A 20,547-nucleotide genomic window follows, 5' to 3' on the forward strand; every position below is an offset into this window, starting at 1 on the left:
AAGGCCCCCGGGTGACCGGGGGCCTTCGTCGTGTCCGGGTCAGCTCGCCGAGGGCGCGGTCTCGCCGGTGATCAGATAGACCACGTGCTCGCCCGCGTTCACCGCGTGGTCGGCGAAGCGCTCGTAGAAGCGGCCCAGCAGGGTCGCGTCGATTGCGGTCTCCACCCCGTACGGCCAGTCGTCGCCGAGCAGCACGCCGAAGAGGCTCTTGTGCAGGTCGTCCATGGTGTCGTCGTCGCGGTCCAGCTCCGCGGCGAGGTCGGCGTCGGGCTTCGCCAGCACCGAGGCGATCTTCTCGGCCATCCGGTCGGCGATGGCGGCCATGTCGGTGAAGACCGGGCGCAGCTCGGCCGGCACCGCCGGCGAGGGGTGCCGGCGCAGCGCCGTCTTGGCCACGTGGTCGGCCAGGTCGCCCATCCGCTCCAGATCGGCGGCCACGTGCAGGGCGGTGATCATGGCGCGCAGGTCGGAGGCGACCGGGGCCTGCCGGGCCAGCAGGTCGCAGACCCGCTCCTCCACGTGCCGATACAGCTCGTCGATCTCGGCGTCCCGCGCGATCACCGTCTCCGACGCGACGCGGTCCGCGGTGAGCAGGCCCCTGGTGGCCTGCCGCATGGCCGCCCGTACGCCCTCGGCCATGTCCACCAGCAGTTGGCTGACAATCTGCAGGTCGGCCCGGAACTCGTCGCGCATCGTCACTTCCTGGGGTCGGTGTCGCCGCCTTCGGCCGCAATGGCCGGGTACGGCGTGAGCAGGTGCGCGGCCCACGGTAGGCCGGGGAACCGCCGTCAAGATGAACGCGGGTGAACGACGCGGGACCCGCGAGTGAACTTTGCCGGACGTGAGAGTGGTTCGTCCCGTTCTGACCGATCACCGGGTTAACAATGACCCTACGATCGCCGGGTGGAATGGGCAGTGGCGGTCGTGGTGGCCGTGGCGCTGGCGACCGGGCTGGTCGCCGGAATCCTGCTGTCCGGACCCGTCCAGGAATGGCGGCGCCGGTCGGTGTCGCCGGGAGGCCGGTCCTCCCGCCGCAGTTCAGGGAGGCCCGCGATTCCCGACGACCAGCAGGGCGGGCTCTCCGGGCTCGGCCGCAAGACGGTCGACGCACTGCGCGCCGGCGTGGTGGTTCTCGACCCGGACGACGTTCCGGTGCTGGTGAACCCGGCCGCCCGGGCGCTGGGCCTGCTCCGCACCGGGGCGACACCCGGATCCATCGCCGCGCACCCGCTGATCCGTACCCTCGCCGGGCAGGTCCGCCGCACGGGCGTGCGCCGCGAGATCGAGCTGGACCTGCCGCGCGGTCGCGACACCGCGGGAGACAACCCGCTCGGCGTGCACCTGCGGGCCATGGGGCTCGGCGCCGGCTACATCTCGATCGAGGCGGCCGACGTCACCGAGTCGCACCGGCTGGCCCGGGTGCGGCGGGACTTCGTGGCCAACGTGAGCCACGAGCTGAAGACCCCGATCGGCGCCCTCCAGCTGCTCGCCGAGGCGCTGGTGGACGCCACCGAACCGGCCGGCGACGGGCCGGCCGAACTCTCCGAGGACCTGGTCGCCGCCCGGCGGTTCGCCGAGCGGATCCAGCACGAGTCGACCCGGCTCGGCCGGCTGGTGCAGGAACTGCTGGAGCTGACCCGACTCCAGGGCGCCGAGCCGCAGCCCGCCCCCGAGCCCGTCTCGCTGGACTGGGTGATCGCCGAGGTGATCGACCGGACCCGGACCGCGGCCACCGCCCGGCACGTGGAGATCCTCGTCGAGGGGCGGCGTGGGCTCACCGCGTACGGCAGCGACAGCCAGCTCGCCACCGCGGTGGCGAATCTGGTGGAGAACGCCATCAACTACTCGGCCGAGGACACCACGGTCCGGGTGACCACCCGGGCGACGGACGAGCACGTCGAGATCGCCGTCGCCGACCAGGGCATCGGCATCGCCCCGAACGACGTCGACCGGATCTTCGAGCGGTTCTACCGGGCCGACCAGGCCCGCTCCCGGTCCACCGGGGGCACCGGCCTGGGTCTGGCCATCGTCAAACACATCGCCAGCAACCATGGCGGTCGGGTGGATGTGTCGAGCACTCTTGGTGGGGGGTCGACGTTCACCCTCCGGCTGCCCGCCCGCCCCCCGGACGACCCGGAGGCGACACTCTCCTCCGCTGAGATCGAGGCCGGCCCGGCCGAGCTCCGGCAGGTCTGACCGACAGGAAAGGAAACACCCCGTTGAGCCGCGTACTGGTGGTGGAGGACGAGGAATCGTTCTCCGACGCCCTGTCCTACATGCTCCGCAAGGAGGGCTTCGAGGTCTCCGTCGCCGCGACGGGTCCCTCCGCCCTCACCGAGTTCGACCGGACCGGCGCCGACATCGTGCTGCTCGACCTGATGCTGCCCGAGATGTCGGGCACCGAGGTCTGCCGCCAACTCCGGCAGCGGTCCCACGTGCCGATCATCATGGTCACCGCCCGGGACAGCGAGATCGACAAGGTGGTCGGCCTGGAGATCGGGGCCGACGACTACGTCACCAAGCCGTACTCGCCGCGCGAGCTGGTCGCCCGGATCCGGGCCGTGCTGCGCCGGCAGACCGCCGAGGCCGCCGAGTCCGGTGCGCCGACGCTGGCCGCCGGGCCGGTCCGGATGGACATCGAGCGGCACGTGGTGACCGTCGACGGCGGCGCCGTGCAGCTCCCGCTCAAGGAATTCGAGCTGCTGGAGCTGCTGCTCCGCAACGCCGGCCGGGTGCTCACCCGCGGGCAGCTCATCGACCGGGTCTGGGGCGCCGACTACGTGGGCGACACCAAGACGCTGGACGTGCACGTCAAGCGGCTGCGCTCCAAGGTCGAGCCGGAGCCGTCCGCCCCGCGCTACATCGTCACGGTCCGCGGCCTGGGCTACAAGTTCGAGCCGTGACCGGCCCGGCTTCGGCCCCCGCGTCCCGTTTGCGGTGATCATGAAGTTATTTCCGTCCGCACCGGCGTGTCAGGGCAACAACTTCATGATCGGCGCCACGCCCGTTCGGTGATCGACTCCAGCTCGGCGGGGTGGCGATGTCCGGGGGTGCACTAAGGCACCCCAGCGCGGCGGCCTGGAGCTTCCCTGGCTACGGGTGAGGGCTGGGTGCAATGTCCGGTTCCCGGCGTCCATGGTGCGCTGAGTGGGAACGCCATGTATGTCTCCGGGGGCCCTATGACCTACATGGTGTTCCACCGACGTGGTCGGCCTGGGCGGGATGTCCGGTTCGTGGGTGGTGGGCGGCACTCTGGCGGCGGAATGGCGGGCGGGCGGGGGTCGTTGTATCCGGGTGAACGGCCGAGGAAGACGCCCCGCAAGCGGGGTGGCCAGCCCCAGGGACTGCCCGCCGAGGTGGGCGCGCTGAGCCCGGAATGATGGTGGGCCGCCGGTCGTTATACATGGTCCCGGCGCGACGAAGAGGCCCTGCCCCGCGCGCTGGAGGATCAAGATTTTGCTCGACCCCCCTCAAGACTTTGTTGAGCGCCTGACGGTGCTTGCGCACACCGGATTGCCGACCTCCCCCGGTCGGGGTGTGCGCCAACCCCCGAATGGAGCTGTCCCTCATGAACACGATGCTGCGTAAGAGCGTGCTGGGTATTGCTGGTCTGGCTTTCACCGGTGGTGTGTTCGCCGGTCCGATCGCCGCTCACGCCGAGCCGGTGCACGACAGCAAGCCGGCCGCGGTGGCGGTGCAGGGTGACAAGCTGATCCCGCACGGTGTGCAGGGCGCCCAGTCGAAGATTGATCTGAACGATGAGCAGACGGCCAACGCTAAGGCGATCATCGCCGCGACGAAGAAGGCCGGTCTCCCGGAGCGGGCCGCGGTGATCTCGATCGCGACCAGCCTGCAGGAGTCGAAGCTGGAGAACCTGGGCCACCTCGGCGACAAGAATGACCATGACTCGCTGGGCCTGTTCCAGCAGCGCCCGTCGAGCGGTTGGGGTTCGCCGGAGCAGATCACCGACCCTGAGTACTCGACGCTTGCGTTCCTGAAGGGTTTGAAGCAGGTCGACGGCTGGCAGGACATGCCGCTGACCGACGCCGCGCAGACCGTGCAGGTCTCGGCCTACCCGGACGCCTACGCCCAGTGGGAGCGGCAGGCCGCCGACATCGTCGCCCACGACTGGAACAGCTGAGCCAAGAACCGCTGGCCGGCACCCCGGAACACGGGGTGCCGGCCAGCGGCATCTTCAGGTCAGGACAGCCAGGTGTAGCGGCGCTCGGGCCGGCCGGCCGCGCCGTACTTCAGGGTGACCTCGGCCCGGCCGGTGCCCGAGAAGTGCTCCAGGTAGCGGCGGGCGCTGACCCGGGAGATGCCGACCCGGTCGGCGCACTCGCTGGCCGAGAGGGTCCCCTCGTGCTCGCGCAGGGCGCGTTCGACCAGCTCGGCGGTCTCCGGGCTGAGGCCCCGGGGCAGGGTCGCGGTGACGGCGGGCGAGCCGCTGCGGGACAGCACCCGGTCGACGTCGGCCTGGTCGGCGACGACGGCCGCGCGCAGCGCGGTGCGGCGGACGGCGTACTGCTCCAGCCGGGTGCGCAGCTCGTCGAAGCCGAACGGCTTGAGCAGGTAGTTGACCGCGCCGTAGCGGACCGCCCGGCGGACCGCCTCGGCCTCCCGGGCGGCGCTGATCACCAGTACGTCGCAGTCGTGTCCGGCGGCCCGGATCCGGGTCACCACGTCCAGGCCGAACATGTCGGGCAGGTAGAGGTCGAGCAGGATCAGGTCGGGGCGGAGCTGGCCCACCGCGGTCACGGCCTGCTCGCCGGTGCTGGCGGCGCCGACCACCCGGAAGCCGTCGATCCGCTCGACGAAGCCACGGTGGATCCGGGCCACCATGAAGTCGTCGTCGACGACGAGTACGTCGATCATCGCGCCTCCTGCCAGACGTTCGGGGGCACCGAGATCCGCGCGGTGAACATCGCGCCCTCGTCGGTGTTCGCCACGGCCACCTCGCCGCCGCGGCGGTGGCAGACCAGCCGGGTGAGCGCGAGGCCGATCCCGCGCTCGCCGCCCTCGGCCGCCTTGGTGGTGAAGCCGTGGGTGAACACCTCCTGCGCCAGCTCCGGCGCCACCCCGGGGCCGGAGTCGCGGACCACGATCTCCACCGAGGCGGCGTCCTGGCGAAGTTCGACCTCCACCCAGGCGGGGCGATCGGACGAGTCAGCGGCCACCGCCTCGACCGCGTTGTCCACCAGGTTGCCGAGCACGGTGGCCACGTCCGCCGCCAGCTCCGGGGGCAGCCGGTCGAGCCCGGTCCGTTCGGAGACCCGCAGTTCCACCCGGCGCTCGGCGGCCACCGCCGACTTCGCCATGAGCAGTGCCGCCACCGCCGTGTCGTGGATCCGGCTGGTCACCGTGAGGTCGAGCGAGGCACGGTGCCGGCTCAGCGCGTCGACGTACCGGACCACCTCGTCGTGCTCGCCGATCTGGATCAGCCCGGAGATCGTGTGCAACTGGTTGGCGAACTCGTGGGTCTGCGCCCTGAGCAGTTCGGTGGTGCTGCGGAACGAGCCGATCTCCTGCTCCAGCCGGGCCAGCTCGGTCCGGTCCCGCAGGGTGGTGACGGAGCCGAGCCGGTGACCGTCCTTGCGGACCGTCATCCGGTTCATCACCAGCACCCGGCCGCCCCGGACCACCACCTGGTCCCGGGCCTCCGGGCCGCTACCCGCGCCGGCCAGCACGTCCCGCAGCCGGCCGTTGATCCTCAGCTCGGCGAGGCTGCGGCCGAGGCAGTGTTCGGGCAGGTCGAGCAGGCGTCGGCCGACCGCGTTGACCAGGGTGATCCGGTGCTGGGGGTCCAACGCGATCACCCCCTCGGCGATGCCGTGCAGCAGCGCCTCCCGGTGCTCGGCCAGCCCGGCGATCTCCCGGGGCTCCAGGCCGAGGGTCTGCCGCTTGATCCGGCGGGCCAGCAGCCACGATCCAACCACCCCGAGGCCGCAGGCGATGCCCAGGTAGGTGAGCAGGTAGGACGAGGCGCCGACGAGCCGCTCCGACCAGGTCGGCGCCGCCTCGCCGACCACCACCACGCCCAGGTACCGCCCGAGGTTCTTCTTGGTCTTCGGGTCGTCGCCGAGCACCGGCACCTGGGCCACCAGCTGCCGCGAGCCGTCGATCTCCAGCTCGCCGAACCAGCTCCGGCCGTCCGCCACCCGGGGGTCGCCGAGCACCACCCGGCTGCCCACCAGCGTCGGGTTGGTCGAGGCGACCACCCGGCCCCGGGCGTTCGCGACGGTCACCGAGGTGACGCCGTACTGGGTGAAGGTGTTCTGCACCAGCGGGGCGATGGCCTCGCCCGGCGCGGGCTGGTCGAGCTGGTCGCGGAGCAGGGGGCTGCCGCCGAGCCGTTCGCCGAGGGTGGCGACCCGGCGCCCCTCGACCCGGTTGAACGTCGCCGCCGACTGGGCCAGCGAGACGGCGGCGACCGCCACCAGCACCACGACGATGATCGCGAGCTGGAGGATCAGCAGCTGCCCGGCGAGCGTGCGGCGCCGGGACGTGACCGCGACCACAAAGACCTCAACTTCCGCTGGTGACACAACGCAGACAAGCTGCCCGCGTGGAGGCCACCATCTTGCCGCTGGACTCATTCGAAACGGAAGAGAAACAAGATGGCAACTAGGAGAAACGTGCTGGTCATGGGGGTCGCCGCCGCCACGGCGCTGGCCCTGGCTGCCTGTGGCGCCACCGCCGACAAGAACGAGGGCGGCTCCAGCAACGACGGCAAGCCGGTCAGCGGACTGCGGATCATGGTGCCGAACACCCCCGGTGGCGGATACGACACCACCGCCCGGACCGCCGCGAAGGTGATGGAGGACGCCAAGATCGCCACCGGCGTGCAGGTGTTCAACCTGCCCGGCGCGGGCGGCACGGTCGGCCTCCAGCGGACCGTGAACGAGAAGGGCAACGGCAAGCTGGCCATGCAGATGGGCCTGGGCGTGGTCGGTGCCTCGTACACCTCCAAGTCGGCGGCGACGCTGACCCAGACCACCCCGCTGGCCAAGCTGATCGAGGAGGCCGGCGCCATCGTGGTGCCGAAGGACTCCCCGTACAAGACCATCAACGACCTGGTCGCGGCGTGGAAGGCCAACCCGAAGGGCATCGCGGTCGGCGGCGGCTCCTCGCCCGGCGGTCCGGACCACCTGCTGCCCATGCAGCTCGCCAAGACCGTCGGCATCGACCCGCGCCAGGTCAACTTCGTCTCGTACGACGGTGGCGGCGAACTGCTGCCCGCCGTCCTCGGCGGCAAGGTGGCCTTCGGCGCCAGCGGGTTCGGCGAGTTCCTCGACCAGGTCGAGGCCGGCCAGATCCGGGTCCTCGCGGTGACCAGCGAGGCGCCGATCGAGGCGCTCAAGGAGGTGCCGACCCTGAAGTCGGCCGGCATCGACCTGGTCTTCACCAACTGGCGAGGCATTGTGGCGCCGCCCGGCATCAGCGACGCCGACAAGAAGGTCTGGATCGACGTGCTGACGAAGATGCACGAGTCGGAGGCGTGGAAGGCCGAGCTGACGAAGCGCGGTTGGACCGACGCGTTCGTCACCGGCGACGAGTTCGGCACCTTCCTCACCGAGCAGGACAAGGCAGTGGCCGACGTGCTCAAGCAGCTCGGGTTGGCATGAGCGGCATGACGACGCGACCGGACCGGGGCGGCGAGCCGCCGTCCCGGCCCCCGGTCGTACCGGACATCCCGGCGCAGCCGGGCGCCGCGCGTACGTCGGAGGAGCCGGCGGCCCCGGCGACCGGGACCGACCCGGCGGCGGACGTCGTGGCGGAGCCGGTCCGCAAGCCCGACCGGGCGCAGTACGGCGTCTGTGCGTTTCTCGCCCTGGTCGGTGGGCTGGTCATCTTCGACGCGACGACCCGGATCGGGAGCGCGATCAACACCGCCGACCCGATCGGCCCCAAGCCGGTGCCGATCCTGCTCGGTGTGCTGCTGCTCGTCATCGCGGCGATCTACGCGGTGGACGTGGCCCGCGGCGGCGCCGGCGAGCCGGAGGCCGGCGAGGACGTCGATCTGACCGTTCCCGTCGACTGGCGCACCGTGCTGCTGCTCATCGGCGCGTTCCTGGTCAACGCCGTGCTCATCGAGCGGCTCGGCTGGGTGATCAGCGGAACGATCCTCTTCTGGGGTTCGGCGTACGCGCTGGGCAACCGGCACTACGTGCGCAACCTGCTGATCGCCGTCGCGCTGTCGTTGATCACGTTCTACACCTTCGCCATCGGGCTCGGCGTCGACCTGCCCGCGGGCGTGCTGCAAGGGATCCTGTAGATGGACAACTTCGCCAATCTGCTCGACGGGTTCGCCAACGTGCTGACCCCGATGAACCTGCTGTTCGCGCTGCTCGGGGTGACCATCGGCACCGCCGTCGGCGTGCTGCCCGGCATCGGCCCGGCGATGACCGTGGCGCTGCTCCTGCCGGTCACCTACGGGATGGAGCCGGCCCAGGCCTTCATCATGTTCGCCGGCATCTTCTACGGCGGCATGTACGGCGGTTCCACCACCTCGATCCTGCTGAACACCCCCGGCGAGTCCTCGTCGGTGGTGACCGCGATCGAGGGCAACAGGATGGCGAAGGCGGGCCGGGCCGCCCAGGCGCTGGCCACCGCCGCGATCGGCTCGTTCGTCGCCGGCACCATCGCCACCGTGCTGCTGGTGGTGGTCACGCCGCCGGTGGTGCAGTTCGCGATCAGCCTCGGCGCACCCGACTACTTCGCGCTGATGCTGCTGGCGTTCGTCTCCGTCACCGCGGTGCTCGGCGCGTCCCGGGTACGCGGCTTCGCCTCGCTGGTGCTCGGCCTGGTGATCGGTGTGATCGGCATCGACCAGTCCGGCCAGCAGCGGCTCACCTTCGGGCTGCCGCAGCTCGCCGACGGCATCGACGTGGTCGTGGTGGCCGTGGGCATCTTCGCCGTGGGCGAGGCGCTCTGGATCGCCGCGCACCTGCGGCGCAAGTCCGGCGAGGTGATCCCGGTGGGCCAGCCGTGGATGGGAAGGCAGGACTGGAAGCGGTCCTGGAAGCCGTGGTTGCGCGGCACGGCGTTCGGGTTCCCGTTCGGCGCGGTGCCGGCGGGCGGGGCGGAGATCCCCACCTTCCTGTCGTACGTCACCGAGAAGAAGCTGACGAAGCACCCGGAGGAGTTCGGCCGGGGGGCGATCGAGGGCGTCGCCGGGCCGGAGGCCGCGAACAACGCCTCGGCCGCGGGCACCCTGGTGCCGATGCTGGCGATCGGCCTGCCGACCAACGCCACCGCCGCGGTGATGCTGGCCGCCTTCGAGGGGTACGGCATCCAGCCCGGTCCGCTGCTCTTCACCCGGGAGTCCAGCCTGGTCTGGACGCTGATCGCCAGCCTGTTCGTGGGCAACCTGCTGCTGCTGGTGCTCAACCTGCCGCTCGCCCCGGCCTGGGCGCGGCTGCTGCGGATCCCGCGCCCCTACCTCTACGCCGGGATCCTCTTCTTCGCCTCGATGGGCGCGTACGCGGTTAACGCCCAGCCGTTCGACCTGTTCCTGCTGCTCGCCCTCGGCCTGCTCGGCTTCGGCATGCGCCGCTTCGGGTTGCCGATCCTGCCGCTGATCGTCGGCACCATCCTCGGCCCGCGTGCCGAGCTGCAGGGCCGGCGCGCGTTGCAGCTCTCCGGCGGTGAGCTGCACGGGCTGATCGGCGGCTGGGTGTCCTGGCTGATCTACGCCACGGTCGCCGCGGTGCTCCTCTGGCCGCTGATCGGCCGGTTCGTGGTCCGTCCGCTGCGCGGAAGGTCGGTGACGGCATGACGGTGCTGGTGGGGTACGTCCCCTCGCCGCTGGGCGAGGCGGCCCTGCGGGCCGCGATCGAGCAGGCCCGGTTCCGGGACGAGCCGGTGCTGGTGCTGAACACCTCGCGCGGCGACGCGTACGTCGACCCGCGGCTCGCCCAGGAGCCGGATCTGGACCGGGTGGTCCGCGAACTGGTCGCCGCCGGGGTGCCGCACGACGTCCGGCAGCTCATGCGGGGGCGGGACGCGGCCGAGGAGATCGCCGAGATCGTCGAGACGGAGGACGTGTCGCTCGTCGTGATCGGCATCCGGCACCGCACTCCGGTCGGCAAGCTGATCATGGGCTCGACCGCGCAGGAGATCCTGCTCCGGGTGCCCTGCCCGGTGCTCGCCGTGAAGGCCGACTGAGTGGCGCCCGGGGCCTCCGCGGTCCCCGGGCGCGCCCAGGCCGGCCTGCTGCTCACGCACACCGTCGCGGTGCAGGCGGTCACCTTCATGCTCCGGCCGGCGTCCGCGTACCGGGCGTTGGAGCTGGACGTGCCGGGGGCCTGGCTGGGTGTGCTCGGGGCCAGCTTCGCCGTCGTACCCCTGGTGCTGGCCGTGCCCTCCGGGCACGCCGTGGACCGGCTCGGCGAGCGCCGCGTCGCGCTCGCCGGGTCGGCCCTGCTGGTCGCCGCCGGCCTCGGCTTCGTGCTGCTCGCCGGCTCGGTGGTCGGCCTGGTCCTGGCCAGCATGGCGCTCGGCACCGCACACCTCTGCGCGGTCGTCGCCCAGCAGGCGCTGGTCGCCAACCGCACCTCGGCCGACCGCTACGACGCCGCGTTCGGCTACTACACCTTCGCCGCCTCGCTGGGTCAGGCGCTCGGGCCCGGCCTGATCGTGCTCTTCGGCGGGGACCGCCCGATCCCCGCCACCCGGGCCATCTTCCTCGGCGCCACGGTGGTGGCGCTGCCGCTGCTGGTCGTCGCGCTGTTCCTGCGCCCGTCCGGACACCACCGGCAGGCCGCCGACGGTTCCGGCGCCAATGGGCTGCGCGACCTGCTCCGCCGGCCCGGCCTGGTCCGCGCCCTCGTGGTGAGCTGCGTCGTCCTGGCGGCGGTCGACATCACCCTGGTCTACCTGCCCGCGCTCGGCGCGGAACGCGACATCGCCGCCGGTTCGATCGGCATCCTGCTCGCGGTCCGGGCGGTCGCCTCGATGGCGTCCCGGCTGCTGCTCGGCCGGCTGGTGGCGGCCCTCGGCCGGCGGGTCGTGCTGGTCGGCACCGTGGCGCTCTCCGCCGTCGGGCTGGCCCTGCTGCTGCCGCCGCTGCCGTTCGCGGTGCTGCTCGTCGTGGTCGCGGTGGCCGGGCTCGGGCTGGGTGCGGGCCAGCCGCTGACCATGTCGTTCCTGGCCGAGGTGGCGCCGCCCGGGCTGCGCGGCCGGGCGATGTCGCTGCGGCTCACCGGCAATCGGCTCGGTCAGGTGCTCATCCCCAGCGCGGCCGGCGCGCTGGCGGCCGGTACGGGCGCGGCCGGCGTCCTCGCCTGCACCGCGGCCGGCCTGGCCGGTGCGGCCGTCGCCGCCTCCCGCCTGCACCGGCCGCCGCCCGCGGATCCGATCCCCGAGTGAGAGAAGGACGACCATGGAGACTCCCACGACCGCCGACCTCTACGACCGGCACGGCGACGCCCTCGGTTCGTGCGACACCCAGTTGCGTCAGTTCGGCGGGGTCCGGGCCTTCGCCGGCCCGGCCGTCACGGTGCGCTGCTTCCAGGACAACGCCCTGGTCAAGTCGATCGTGGCCGAGCCGGGAGAGGGCCGGGTGCTGGTGGTGGACGGCGGCGGCTCGCTGCACACCGCCCTGATGGGTGACCTCATCGCCGGCACGGCAGCGGAGAACGGATGGGCCGGCGTGGTGATCAACGGCGCGGTCCGCGACGTCGTCGCCCTCGGTGCCCTGCCGATCGGCATCAAGGCGCTCGGCACGAACCCGCGCAAGAGCGCCAAGACCGGCGCCGGCGAGCGGGACGTGCCGGTGTCGTTCGGCAACTGCGTCTTCGCGCCCGGTGCGGAGGTGCACAGCGACGACGACGGCGTCGTCGTGCTGCCCGGACCAGTCAGATGATCCGCCGGACGGGCCCTAAGCCTCGGTGGCCGGGTGCGGGGCGACCTGGCCCTGACGGAGCCGGGCCGCGCAGAGCTCGGCCAGCTTCGCGTACGCGGGGGCGCCGATCAGCGCGGTCAGCTCCGGGCCGTAGGAGATGTACATCGGCTCGGCGCCGACGTGCGCGTCGGTGGAGGAGGTGCACCACCAGTCCAGGTCGTGACCGCCCGCGCCCCAGCCGCGCCGGTCGAACTCGCTGAGCGTCGAGATCAGCACCTTGGTGTTGTCCGGCCGCTTGTGCCAGTCCTGGTCGCGGCGGATCGGCAGCTGCCAGCAGACGTCCGGCTTGTATTGCAGCGGGTGCACCCCGTCGCGCAGCGCCTGGGCGTGCAGCGCGCAGCCGCCCCCGCCGGGGAAGTCGACGTCGTTGAGGAAGACGCAGGGCGCGTCGGCGGCCCGGGTGGCCGTCCGCCGGGCGGGGTTCTTCCCGTCGATCGTGTCGTTCTCGGTCCAGTTCTTGAAGCCCCGGCGGAAGTGCTGCCAGGTCTGCGGGGTGAGCCGCTTGACCGCCGCCCGGACCCGCTTCTCGTCGTCGCCGTCGGTGAAGAACGCGCCGTGCGAGCAGCAGCCGTCCGCGGCGCGGCCGGCGACGATGCCGTGGCAGCCCTTGCCGAAGATGCACGTCCAGCGGGAGAGCAGCCAGGTCAGGTCGGCCCGCACCACGTGCTTCGCGTCGGCCGGGTCGACGAACTCGATCCACTCCCGCGGGAAGTCCAGCCCGACCTCCCGGCTGCGCGGGTCGTCGGGGTCGTCCACCAGCACGTGAAGTTCGATCTGCCCTGTCACCCGGACCAGCGTACGCGGGGTGACGCCACCCGGCCGGCGAGCCGAGGAAACGTGTTGGCCCTAGGGTCGTCAGCATGCGACTGGGTGTCCTCGACGTCGGTTCCAACACGGTGCACCTGCTGGTGGTCGACGCGCACCACGGCGCCCACCCGTGGCCGGCGCACTCCGAGAAGGTGGTGCTCCGGCTGGCCGAGCAGATGGGCCCGGACGGCGCGCTGACCGACGCGGGCGCCGACGGGCTGGTCAAGGCCGTCAGCATGGCGCGGGCGGCGGCGGACGGGCTGGAGGCCGAAGACCTGCTGGCCTTCGCCACCAGCGCGGTGCGCGACGCCAGCAACGCCGGCGAGGTGCTGGCCCGGGTCCGCGACGAGACCGGCGTACGCCTGGAGGTGCTCTCCGGCGCGGACGAGGCGCGGATGACCTTCCTGGCGGTGCGGCGCTGGTTCGGCTGGTCCGCCGGCCGGCTGCTGGCGATGGACATCGGGGGCGGCTCCCTGGAGCTGGCCGCCGGCATAGACGAGGGCCCGGACGTGGCGGTCTCGCTGCCGCTGGGCGCGGGGCGGCTGAGCCGGGAGCGGCTCAAGGTCGACCCGTCCGGCACCGTCCCGCCGTCGGCCGAGGCCGTCGAGGAGCTGCGGGAGTACGTCGACGCGCAGCTCGACCCGGTGGTCGAACAGCTCACCGAGGTGGGCTGGGAGCGTCCGGTGGCCACCTCGAAGACGTTCCGGACGCTGGCCCGGCTGGCCGGTGCGGCGCCCTCCGGGGCCGGGCTCTGGGCCCGGCGCAGCCTGACCCGTACCGGGCTGCGGCAGGTGCTCGGCTTCATCCGGCACATCCCGCCGGCCCAGCTGCCCGAGCTGGAGGGGGTCAGCGCGCAGCGGGCCCACCAGCTCCTCGCCGGGGCGGTGGTGGCCGAGGCGGTGCTGCGCCGGCTCGACGTGGACTGCCTGGACATCTGCCCCTGGGCGCTGCGCGAGGGGGTCATCCTGCGTCGACTGGATCAGCTGGCGCCGATGTGATCCCGGCCTGCCGCTCCAGGTGTTTTGTGGATACTCGTCCCGATGCTTTGTGGCGGGTGCGGCTACCCTCAGGGGTGTGACTTCCCGCGTTCCGGTGCTCCTGTCCACGTCTTCGGTCTTCCCTGAGCGGACCGCGGCGGCGTTCCAGCTCGCCTCGACGCTCGGATACGACGGCATCGAGGTGATGGTCTGGACCGACCCGGTCAGCCAGGACCCGGGCGCGCTGCGCGGCCTCGCCGACCACTACGGCGTGCCGGTCCTCTCGGTGCACGCGCCCTGCCTGCTGGTCACCCAGCGGGTGTGGAGCCCGGACCCGTGGGAGCGGCTGCGCAGGGCCGCCGAGCTGGCCGAGACGCTGGAGGCGCCCACCGTCGTGGTGCACCCGCCGTTCACCTGGCAGCGCGACTACGCCCGCAACTTCGCCGACGGGCTGGACCGGATCGCCGGCCGCTTCGGCGGGCTGCGCTTCGCCGTGGAGAACATGTACCCGGTGCGGATGGCCGGCCGGCAGTTCGTCCCGTACGTGCCGGGCTGGGACCCGACCGACACCGGCTACGCCGCCTACACGCTGGACCTCTCGCACTGCGCGGCCTCGCACACCGACGCCCTGGCCATGGCCGACCGGATGGGGTCCGCCCTGGCCCACGTGCACCTGGGCGACGGCACCGGCGAGGGGCGCGACGAGCACCTGGTGCCCGGGCGCGGCGGCCAGCCCTGCGCGGAGCTGCTCCGCTCGCTGGCCGGCCGGGGCTTCACCGGCTCGGTGGCGGTCGAGGTGACCACCCGGGGCGCGAAGAGCCGCGCGGTCCGCGAGGCGGACCTGCGCGAGTCGCTCGAGTTCGCCCGGGCCAACCTGACCGCCCCCTCCCCGGTCGAGGCCTGACCAGGAGTCGGAGCGGCGGGTCAGCTCACCGGGGTCAGCGGTTCCGGCTGGGCCGGAACGGTCACCTGGTCACCGACGGCGGCCCGCTTGCGGGCCCGGTGCGCGGCCACGTGCGAGCGGGTGGCGCAGCGCTCCGAGCAGAACCGCCGGCAGCAGTTCGACGAGGTGTCCAGGTAGACGTTGCCGCAGCGCTCGTCTGCGCAGACGCCGAACCGGGCGCTGCCGTACTCGCAGAGCCAGACCGACAGCCCCCAGACCGCGCCGGCCAGGTATTCGGAGCTGACCGAGGCGCCCCGGCTGGTCACGTGCATATGCCAGTCGGAGGAGTCGTGGCCGGAGATGCGCGGCTGCACGGGGAACGACTCCAGCAGCGCGTTCAGCTCCGTCACCGCCTCGGCGTCGCGGCCCGAGGTGCCGTAGTCGAAGATGTCGCGCAGGCGCTTCTGCGCCCGCCGGAAGATCGCCAGGTCCCGATCGGCGACCTCGTCGCGCATCCACGCGTTGTCGTCCGGGAAGAGGGCCCGCAGGTCGTCGAGGTCGTCCAGACGGGCGTTGACGAGATCAACACCGGTCCGGGCGTACGCGTCGAAGTTCACGACACCAACGGTAGACGACTCACGTGCTACGCGGCGCGTCGATGTAGTGGGGCAGGAACCGCGCGTAACCGTCCGTGATGAGACTCTCGCTCTCCCGGAGGCCCGCGCCGGCCGACTCGCCGTCCACGATCCAGCTGCCCAGCACCAACCGGCTGCCCGCGAACTCGGGCAACGCCCGGAACTCCTGGTAGCAGAAGCCCTCGTCGCCGTAGATCCCCGGGTTGGTGATCTCGGTGCCGGCGGTGACGATGCGGACCGAGCCGCCCTCCCGGCCGAGCAGCGGCTTGGCCACGTACTCGGTCATGCCGCGCGGCGAGTCCAGGTACGCGGGGAGCAGGTACTCGTGGCCCGGATAGAGCTCCCAGAGCACGGCCAGCAGCGCCTTGTTCGACAGCAGCAGCTTCCAGGCCGGCTCGATCCAGGTGGTCGGGGTGCCCGGCGCCAGCGCCGGCGGCCCGTACGGCTCGGCGAGCATCCACTCCCAGGGGTAGAGCTTGAAGCAGGTGGTGATCGGCCGGTCCTCGGCGTCGACGAAGCGCCGCCCGTCCCAGCCGACCCGCTGGATCGGCAGGAGCGTGACGTCCAACCCCGCCTGCCGGGCGGTCTCGGCCAGGTAGCCGGCCGTGATCTGGTCCTCGCCCGACTCCTCCTCCGCCGACCAGACCACGTGCACCCGGGGGTCGTGCAGGCCGGCGCCGATCTTGGCCCAGGCGCCGACCAGCCGCTCGTGCAGGCTGTTCCACTGGTCGGCGTCCGGGCGGGTGTGCTCCAGCCAGTACCACTGCACGATGCTCGCCTCGACCAGCGCGGTCGGGGTGTCGGCGTTGTACTCCAGCAGCTTCGGGGGCCAGCTTCCGTCGTACCAGAGGTCGAAGCGGCCGTAGAGGATCGGCGGGGACTCCCGCAGCGACCGGGCGACCGCCTCGGCGGCCCACTCCGGGATGCCGAACTCGGCGTACCGGTTGCGGGCCACCACGTGCTCGGCGGCGGCCACCGACATCCGGTGCAGCTCCTCGGTGGCCTCCTCCAGCCGGAGCACCTCGTCCAGCTCGAAGGCGTACGCGGCGGTCTCGTCCCAGTACGACATGATCCCGCCGTCGGGCAGTTCGGTGTCGACGTACACCAGGCCCTGGGCCCGGACGGTGGCGTCCCAGTCGGGGCGCGGGGTGCTCGCCTCGCGCCGCACCTCAGCCGCCGCAGGAGGCGAGGTGGGTGCCGAAGCCGCCGCGCTCGGGCAGCGCCGCGGCGACCGGCGCCGGGGTGTCCCGGGCGGCGGTGGCCGGTGCGGGGACCCGCAGCGCCACGGCGACGGTGTCGCCACCTCCACCGGCCGGGCCCAGGGCGCAGTCGTCATCGTCGTCGTCGTATCCGGTGTTGCAGCCGGAGAGGGCGAGGGCCAGGGCGGTCAGGGCGCCGAGCTGCACGGTGGCCGACCGGAGCCGGCGTCGGGGGCGTCGTTCCACGTGATCGTTGTAGCGGATCCCCGCCAGCCGGGCGGTCCCGCGGTCCCCGTCGGAACGCTGCGTGACGTTGCCCGCCGCCCCCCGGCGCGGGCCCACCGCCGGGCGTTACGCTCGGCTCATGCTCCGTTCCGTCATCCTCGCCGCCTCCCGGTCATCCCAGGTCGAGCGGCTCGTCGCGACGGCCCCGTTCACCCGGGACGTCGTCCGCCGGTTCGTCGCCGGCGCCGGCACCGACGACGCGCTGCGCGCGACCCGCGCACTCGTCGCCGACGGCCAAGCGGTCACCCTCGACAACCTCGGTGAGGACACCGTCACCCCGGAGCAGGCGAACGCCACCCGGGACGAATACCTCAAGCTGCTGCGCCTGCTGGGCGCCGCCGGGCTCACCCCGGCCGCCGAGGTCAGCGTGAAGCTCTCCGCGCTCGGGCAGATGTTCGACGAGCAACTCGCGTACGACAGCGCGCGGGCGATCTGCGCGGCGGCCGACGCGGCGGGCACCACGGTCACCCTGGACATGGAGGACCACACCACCACCGACTCGACCCTGGACATCCTGGCCAAGCTGCGCAAGGACTACCCGTCGACCGGAGCGGTGCTCCAGGCCTACCTGCGGCGGACCGAGTCGGACTGCCGCGAGCTGTCCGGCGCCGGCTCCCGGGTACGGCTCTGCAAGGGCGCGTACAAGGAGCCCGAGTCGGTGGCGTACCAGTCGGCCCGCGAGGTGGACAAGTCGTACGTGCGCTGCCTGAACGTGCTGATGTCCGGGGATGGCTATCCGATGCTGGCCACCCACGACCCGCGCCTGATCGCCATCGGCGAGGACCGGGCCCGCTGGTTCGACCGCGGCCCGGAGCGGTTCGAGTTCCAGATGCTTTTCGGCATCCGCCCCGAGGAGCAGAAGCGCCTCGTCGGCGACGGCTACACCGTGCGCACCTACGTCCCGTACGGCGACCAGTGGTACGGCTACCTGATGCGCCGGCTGGCCGAGCGCCCGGCCAACATGGTGTTCTTCGGCCGCGCGCTGATGTCGAAGAAGTGATTCAGGCGTTCGACCAGGTCCGGGTGCAGAGCACCAGCCGGTAGCCGTCCGGATCGGCGAACGTCACCCCCCAGCGGTCCCAGTACGGGCCGGCGGAGACCCTGGTCCCGCCGGCCCGTTCCAGTCGGTCGGCCAGTTCGTCGTCGACCGGCCCGTCGAGGTAGAGCACGAACAGGTCCTCCGTGGTGGGGCGTGGCGCGACGGTCGGCTGCCCGCCGCCGACCAGTTCCAGGTGCCAGCCCGCGCCCGGCCAGCCGAGCATCACCAGGTCGTGCTCGCCGGGCCCGTCCGCGGCGCCCCGGTAGAGCACGTCCAGGCCCAGGCCGTCGGCCCAGAACCGTTCGGCGACGGCCAGGTCGCGGCTGGGGCGGGCGAGGCGTACGTGGGTGTCTGCGGTGAGCGGCATGCGCAGGATCCTCCGAGCTGCACCTGACTTGAGGTCAACCCTTGACGGTGGAAGCTAATGGCATTAGCTTTCTAGCTATGACGATTAGCCAGGTGGCCCGGGACGGCGGAACCATCGCGTACGAGGTGCACGGGGAGGGGCCGCTGGTGGTCCTCTCGCACGGCATGGGAGAGAACCGGGGATCCTTCCGCCACCTGGTGCCCCGGCTGGTGGCGGCCGGCTACCGGGTTGCCGCTGCCGACGTGCGCGGGCACGGCGACTCCAGCCCGCGCTGGCCCAGCTACGCCCCGGCCGAGGTCGGCGCCGACCTGCTCTCCGTGGTCCGGGAGATCGGCGGCGGCCCGGCCACCCTGGTCGGCAGCTCGTCCAGCGCCGCCGCCGTGGTCTTCGCCGCCGCCGACGCCCCGGCGCTGGTCAACGGCATCGTGCAGGTCAGCCCGTTCGTCGCCGCGCCGAAGCCGAACCCGGTGCTGCGGGCGGCCCAGGCGGTCGTGCTGCGCAGCCCGCGGCTGTTCGGCATGTTTCACCGCACCCTGTTCCCGGGCGCGCGGCCGGCCGACGACGCCGCGTACCGGAAGGAGATGGTCGCCAAGCTGCGCGGCCGGATGGCCGCGGTGCGCGGCGTGGTCGCGCCGGTCGACCCGCACTGGACCGCGCGGGCCCGGGAGGTGCGGCAGCCGGTGCTGGTGCTCATGGGCACGAAGGACCCGGACTTCCCGGACCCCGGCGCCGAGGCGCGGGCCGCCCGCCGCCACTTCGCCACCGCCGAGGCCCGCATGATCGCCGACTCCGGCCACTACCCGCACGCCGACCAGCCCGACGCGACCGCCGCCGACCTGGTCGAGTTCCTGTCGGTGACCTCCGGTGCCTAGGGCCGGCCTGACCCCGCAGACCGTGGTCCGCGAGGCGGCCGTGCTCGCCGACGAGGTCGGCCACGACCGGCTCACCCTGGCCGCGCTCGCCGCCCGGCTCGGTGTCGCGCTGCCCAGCCTCTACAAGCACGTGCGGGGCGTCGACGCGCTGCACCAGAAGCTGGCCGTGCTGGCCACCGCGGAGGTCGCCACCGAGCTGACCACCGCCGCCGCGGGCCGGGCCGGTGGTGACGCGCTGCGCGCCGCCGCGAACGCCTTGCGGGAGTACGCCCGCCGGCACCCCGGCCGCTACCCGGCCACGCAGCGGGCACCCGACCCCGACGACCCCGAGCACCTCGCCGCCGCCGAGCGGGCCGTCGGCGCGATCTACGCGATCCTGCGCGGGTACGACCTCAGCGGCGACGCGGCGGTCGACGCCACCAGGATGTTCCGGGCGGCGGTGCACGGGTTCATCACCCTCGAGGCGGCCGGCGGGTTCGGTCTGCCCCGGGACATCGACCGTTCCTTCGACGAGATGGTGGCCGCGCTGGACACCGCGTACCGCAACTGGAGGTCCCGGTGAAGGCTGCCCTGCTCACGCTCATCTTCCTGCTGGAGCTGGCCCTGCTCGCGGCCGCGGGCTGGTGGGGCTTCACCCTCGACGCCGGCTGGCCGGTACGGCTGCTCGCCGGCCTCGGCGCACCGCTGGCGATCGCCGCGGTCTGGGGTCTGTTCTGCTCGCCCCGGGCCACCGTGGCGCTGCCCGCGCCGGCCAAGCTCAGCGTGCAGGCCGCCTGCTTCCTCACCGGCGGCCTGCTGCTTGCCCTGGCCGGGCGGCCCGTGCCGGGCGCGGTGCTGGTGGCCCTCTGGGCGCTCGACAAGACCCTGCTCACCCTCTCCGGCGAAAAGATCTGACCCTGATCCACCGGCTCCGAGTTCCGCCCGGCGGTTCCGGTGGCTCTGATCGGCCGCCGTTCGAGGTGATGCCACAGACGCTCCCCACCTCCCGAGCGCCCTCCGGCTCGGGGAGGTGGTGGCATCCGCGCCCGCTCTCTTGCTCGCCCTGGATCTTGGACGATTTCGGCCCCTCTGGGGGCCGTTTCCTACCAAGATCTCGCCGGGGGCGATTCGCCGTCGGGGCTGAGGCGTTTACCTCATCAAGTTTGTAGGCGGCGAAACAGTTTGTGGGCGGCGAACTGAGAGCGCGGGCGGGCTGAGCCGGTTCGGCTCGGGGCGGCGCGCGGGGGACTCTTCCCGCCTCGCCCGATTGGTCGTACCCTTCGCCGGTGACCGACGGTGACGAGCGGCCCGCCGACGCGACGGCGAGCGGCGACGAGCAGCCGGCCACCGTGCCGCCGGACGGCGACAGTCCGGCCCGCCACCCGGCTGCTGCCCCCGCCGGCGAACCCGGCCGCACGGCCGCGCCGGACGGCATCCCGGCAGCCGAGAACGACGAGCCAGCAGAGAACGCCGAGCCAACCGGCAACGACGGGCCAGCTGGAAACGACGGGCCAGCTGGAAACGACGGGCCAGCTGGAAACGACGGGCCAGCTGGAAACGACGGGCCAGCTGGAAACGACGGGCCAGCTGGAAACGACT

The 20,547-nt window shown here is 72.6% G+C and carries 23 protein-coding genes and 1 pseudogene; 16 read left to right on the forward strand and 8 right to left on the reverse strand.

Annotated elements, in window-relative coordinates; genetic code table 11:
• Positions 1-39 precede the first annotated feature (39 nt).
• The gene (gene phoU, locus AB0F68_RS09925; protein WP_357334539.1) at positions 40-693 is read right to left on the reverse strand and encodes a phosphate signaling complex protein PhoU; all 654 of its coding nucleotides are present in this window, start codon (positions 691-693) and stop codon (positions 40-42) included.
• A gap of 210 nt (positions 694-903) precedes the next feature.
• On the opposite strand from phoU, the gene AB0F68_RS09930 reads away from it, so the two are divergent.
• The 3 genes from AB0F68_RS09930 (at position 904) to AB0F68_RS09940 (ending at position 4,141) form a co-directional block, all read left to right on the forward strand.
• Positions 904-2,196: an ATP-binding protein gene (locus tag AB0F68_RS09930; RefSeq protein WP_357334542.1), complete on the forward strand. Its 1,293-nt coding sequence runs from the start codon at positions 904-906 to the stop codon at positions 2,194-2,196.
• Between the two features lie 23 nt (positions 2,197-2,219).
• Entirely contained in the window at positions 2,220-2,903 is a 684-nt protein-coding gene (locus AB0F68_RS09935) for a response regulator transcription factor (protein ID WP_357334545.1), read from the forward strand.
• Positions 2,904-3,568: 665 nt separating this feature from the next.
• A complete protein-coding gene (locus AB0F68_RS09940; protein ID WP_357334547.1) occupies positions 3,569-4,141 on the forward strand; it encodes a hypothetical protein in 573 nt (190 codons plus the stop codon).
• Positions 4,142-4,200: 59 nt separating this feature from the next.
• Here AB0F68_RS09940 and AB0F68_RS09945 read toward each other — a convergent pair whose 3' ends face one another.
• Both AB0F68_RS09945 and AB0F68_RS09950 read right to left on the reverse strand, forming a co-directional pair.
• Complete coding sequence (locus tag AB0F68_RS09945; RefSeq protein WP_357334549.1) at positions 4,201-4,875, reverse strand: response regulator; 675 nt, start codon at positions 4,873-4,875, stop codon at positions 4,201-4,203.
• Complete coding sequence (locus AB0F68_RS09950) at positions 4,872-6,518, reverse strand: ATP-binding protein (protein ID WP_357334552.1); 1,647 nt, start codon at positions 6,516-6,518, stop codon at positions 4,872-4,874. The genes AB0F68_RS09945 and AB0F68_RS09950 overlap by 4 nt, the downstream gene beginning before the upstream one ends.
• 99 nt (positions 6,519-6,617) lie before the next feature.
• Between AB0F68_RS09950 and AB0F68_RS09955 the strand changes: the two genes are divergently transcribed.
• The 6 genes from AB0F68_RS09955 to rraA are packed head-to-tail and all read left to right on the forward strand — an operon-like array spanning position 6,618 to position 11,866.
• Complete coding sequence (locus AB0F68_RS09955; RefSeq protein ID WP_357334555.1) at positions 6,618-7,625, forward strand: tripartite tricarboxylate transporter substrate binding protein; 1,008 nt, start codon at positions 6,618-6,620, stop codon at positions 7,623-7,625.
• Between the two features lie 5 nt (positions 7,626-7,630).
• A complete protein-coding gene (locus tag AB0F68_RS09960) occupies positions 7,631-8,275 on the forward strand; it encodes a tripartite tricarboxylate transporter TctB family protein (protein ID WP_357334558.1) in 645 nt (214 codons plus the stop codon).
• Positions 8,276-9,778 (forward strand): tripartite tricarboxylate transporter permease, encoded by a 1,503-nt coding sequence (locus tag AB0F68_RS09965; protein ID WP_357334561.1) that lies wholly within the window; start codon positions 8,276-8,278, stop codon positions 9,776-9,778.
• On the forward strand, positions 9,775-10,167 hold the full coding sequence (locus tag AB0F68_RS09970; RefSeq protein WP_357334563.1) for a universal stress protein: 393 nt from the start codon (positions 9,775-9,777) through the stop codon (positions 10,165-10,167). Before AB0F68_RS09965 ends, AB0F68_RS09970 begins: the two co-directional genes overlap by 4 nt.
• The gene (locus AB0F68_RS09975) at positions 10,168-11,370 is read left to right on the forward strand and encodes an MFS transporter (protein ID WP_357334566.1); all 1,203 of its coding nucleotides are present in this window, start codon (positions 10,168-10,170) and stop codon (positions 11,368-11,370) included. It abuts the gene before it with no gap.
• A 13-nt stretch (positions 11,371-11,383) separates the two neighbouring features.
• On the forward strand, positions 11,384-11,866 hold the full coding sequence (rraA, locus tag AB0F68_RS09980; protein ID WP_357334568.1) for a ribonuclease E activity regulator RraA: 483 nt from the start codon (positions 11,384-11,386) through the stop codon (positions 11,864-11,866).
• Positions 11,867-11,881: 15 nt separating this feature from the next.
• Here rraA and AB0F68_RS09985 read toward each other — a convergent pair whose 3' ends face one another.
• On the reverse strand, positions 11,882-12,691 hold the full coding sequence (locus AB0F68_RS09985; RefSeq protein WP_357334570.1) for a hypothetical protein: 810 nt from the start codon (positions 12,689-12,691) through the stop codon (positions 11,882-11,884).
• Positions 12,692-12,765: 74 nt separating this feature from the next.
• Between AB0F68_RS09985 and AB0F68_RS09990 the strand changes: the two genes are divergently transcribed.
• Positions 12,766-13,710 (forward strand): Ppx/GppA phosphatase family protein, encoded by a 945-nt coding sequence (locus AB0F68_RS09990; RefSeq protein ID WP_357334573.1) that lies wholly within the window; start codon positions 12,766-12,768, stop codon positions 13,708-13,710.
• 76 nt (positions 13,711-13,786) lie between these two features.
• The gene (locus AB0F68_RS09995; protein ID WP_357334575.1) at positions 13,787-14,593 is read left to right on the forward strand and encodes a sugar phosphate isomerase/epimerase; all 807 of its coding nucleotides are present in this window, start codon (positions 13,787-13,789) and stop codon (positions 14,591-14,593) included.
• A 20-nt stretch (positions 14,594-14,613) separates the two neighbouring features.
• On the opposite strand, the gene AB0F68_RS10000 is transcribed toward AB0F68_RS09995, so the two are convergent.
• Genes AB0F68_RS10000 through AB0F68_RS10010 form a run of 3 tightly spaced genes read right to left on the reverse strand, consistent with a single transcriptional unit; the run spans position 14,614 to position 16,652 of the window.
• On the reverse strand, positions 14,614-15,189 hold the full coding sequence (locus AB0F68_RS10000; protein ID WP_357334578.1) for a CGNR zinc finger domain-containing protein: 576 nt from the start codon (positions 15,187-15,189) through the stop codon (positions 14,614-14,616).
• A gap of 19 nt (positions 15,190-15,208) precedes the next feature.
• A complete protein-coding gene (locus AB0F68_RS10005; protein ID WP_357334580.1) occupies positions 15,209-16,375 on the reverse strand; it encodes a glutathionylspermidine synthase family protein in 1,167 nt (388 codons plus the stop codon).
• 1 nt (position 16,376) lies between these two features.
• Entirely contained in the window at positions 16,377-16,652 is a 276-nt protein-coding gene (locus AB0F68_RS10010) for a hypothetical protein (protein ID WP_357334582.1), read from the reverse strand.
• A 118-nt stretch (positions 16,653-16,770) separates the two neighbouring features.
• On the opposite strand from AB0F68_RS10010, the gene AB0F68_RS10015 reads away from it, so the two are divergent.
• Complete coding sequence (locus AB0F68_RS10015) at positions 16,771-17,691, forward strand: proline dehydrogenase family protein (protein ID WP_357334584.1); 921 nt, start codon at positions 16,771-16,773, stop codon at positions 17,689-17,691.
• Position 17,692: 1 nt separating this feature from the next.
• Here the strand turns inward: AB0F68_RS10015 and AB0F68_RS10020 are convergent, their stop codons facing one another.
• Positions 17,693-18,097, reverse strand: coding sequence for a VOC family protein (locus tag AB0F68_RS10020; RefSeq protein ID WP_357334586.1), 405 nt, complete (start codon positions 18,095-18,097; stop codon positions 17,693-17,695).
• Between the two features lie 77 nt (positions 18,098-18,174).
• Between AB0F68_RS10020 and AB0F68_RS10025 the strand changes: the two genes are divergently transcribed.
• The 4 genes and pseudogenes from AB0F68_RS10025 to AB0F68_RS10040 all read left to right on the forward strand — a co-directional run.
• Entirely contained in the window at positions 18,175-18,969 is a 795-nt protein-coding gene (locus AB0F68_RS10025) for an alpha/beta hydrolase (protein WP_357334589.1), read from the forward strand.
• Positions 18,962-19,531 carry a TetR-like C-terminal domain-containing protein gene (locus AB0F68_RS10030; protein ID WP_357334590.1) on the forward strand — a complete coding sequence of 190 codons (570 nt, stop codon included), beginning with the start codon at positions 18,962-18,964 and terminating at the stop codon, positions 19,529-19,531. Before AB0F68_RS10025 ends, AB0F68_RS10030 begins: the two co-directional genes overlap by 8 nt.
• Positions 19,528-19,863 carry a YrdB family protein gene (locus tag AB0F68_RS10035; protein ID WP_357334592.1) on the forward strand — a complete coding sequence of 112 codons (336 nt, stop codon included), beginning with the start codon at positions 19,528-19,530 and terminating at the stop codon, positions 19,861-19,863. Before AB0F68_RS10030 ends, AB0F68_RS10035 begins: the two co-directional genes overlap by 4 nt.
• A gap of 371 nt (positions 19,864-20,234) precedes the next feature.
• Positions 20,235-20,547 (forward strand): annotated as a pseudogene (locus AB0F68_RS10040) (hypothetical protein); the annotation flags it as partial.

This window comes from Micromonospora sp. NPDC023966, from assembly GCF_040639095.1.
Classification (GTDB): domain Bacteria; phylum Actinomycetota; class Actinomycetes; order Mycobacteriales; family Micromonosporaceae; genus Micromonospora.

Bases quoted from the DNA above. Each gene is read 5' to 3' on its own strand.
- phoU (WP_357334539.1), bottom strand. From the start codon at position 693: ATGCGCGACGAGTTCCGGGCCGACCTGCAGATTGTCAGCCAACTGCTG.
- AB0F68_RS09940 (WP_357334547.1), top strand. From the start codon at position 3,569: ATGAACACGATGCTGCGTAAGAGCGTGCTGGGTATTGCTGGTCTGGCT.
- AB0F68_RS09945 (WP_357334549.1), bottom strand. From the start codon at position 4,875: ATGATCGACGTACTCGTCGTCGACGACGACTTCATGGTGGCCCGGATC.
- AB0F68_RS09955 (WP_357334555.1), top strand. From the start codon at position 6,618: ATGGCAACTAGGAGAAACGTGCTGGTCATGGGGGTCGCCGCCGCCACG.
- AB0F68_RS09960 (WP_357334558.1), top strand. From the start codon at position 7,631: ATGACGACGCGACCGGACCGGGGCGGCGAGCCGCCGTCCCGGCCCCCG.
- AB0F68_RS09965 (WP_357334561.1), top strand. From the start codon at position 8,276: ATGGACAACTTCGCCAATCTGCTCGACGGGTTCGCCAACGTGCTGACC.
- AB0F68_RS09970 (WP_357334563.1), top strand. From the start codon at position 9,775: ATGACGGTGCTGGTGGGGTACGTCCCCTCGCCGCTGGGCGAGGCGGCC.
- rraA (WP_357334568.1), top strand. From the start codon at position 11,384: ATGGAGACTCCCACGACCGCCGACCTCTACGACCGGCACGGCGACGCC.
- AB0F68_RS09990 (WP_357334573.1), top strand. From the start codon at position 12,766: ATGCGACTGGGTGTCCTCGACGTCGGTTCCAACACGGTGCACCTGCTG.
- AB0F68_RS10015 (WP_357334584.1), top strand. From the start codon at position 16,771: ATGCTCCGTTCCGTCATCCTCGCCGCCTCCCGGTCATCCCAGGTCGAG.
- AB0F68_RS10020 (WP_357334586.1), bottom strand. From the start codon at position 18,097: ATGCCGCTCACCGCAGACACCCACGTACGCCTCGCCCGCCCCAGCCGC.
- AB0F68_RS10025 (WP_357334589.1), top strand. From the start codon at position 18,175: ATGACGATTAGCCAGGTGGCCCGGGACGGCGGAACCATCGCGTACGAG.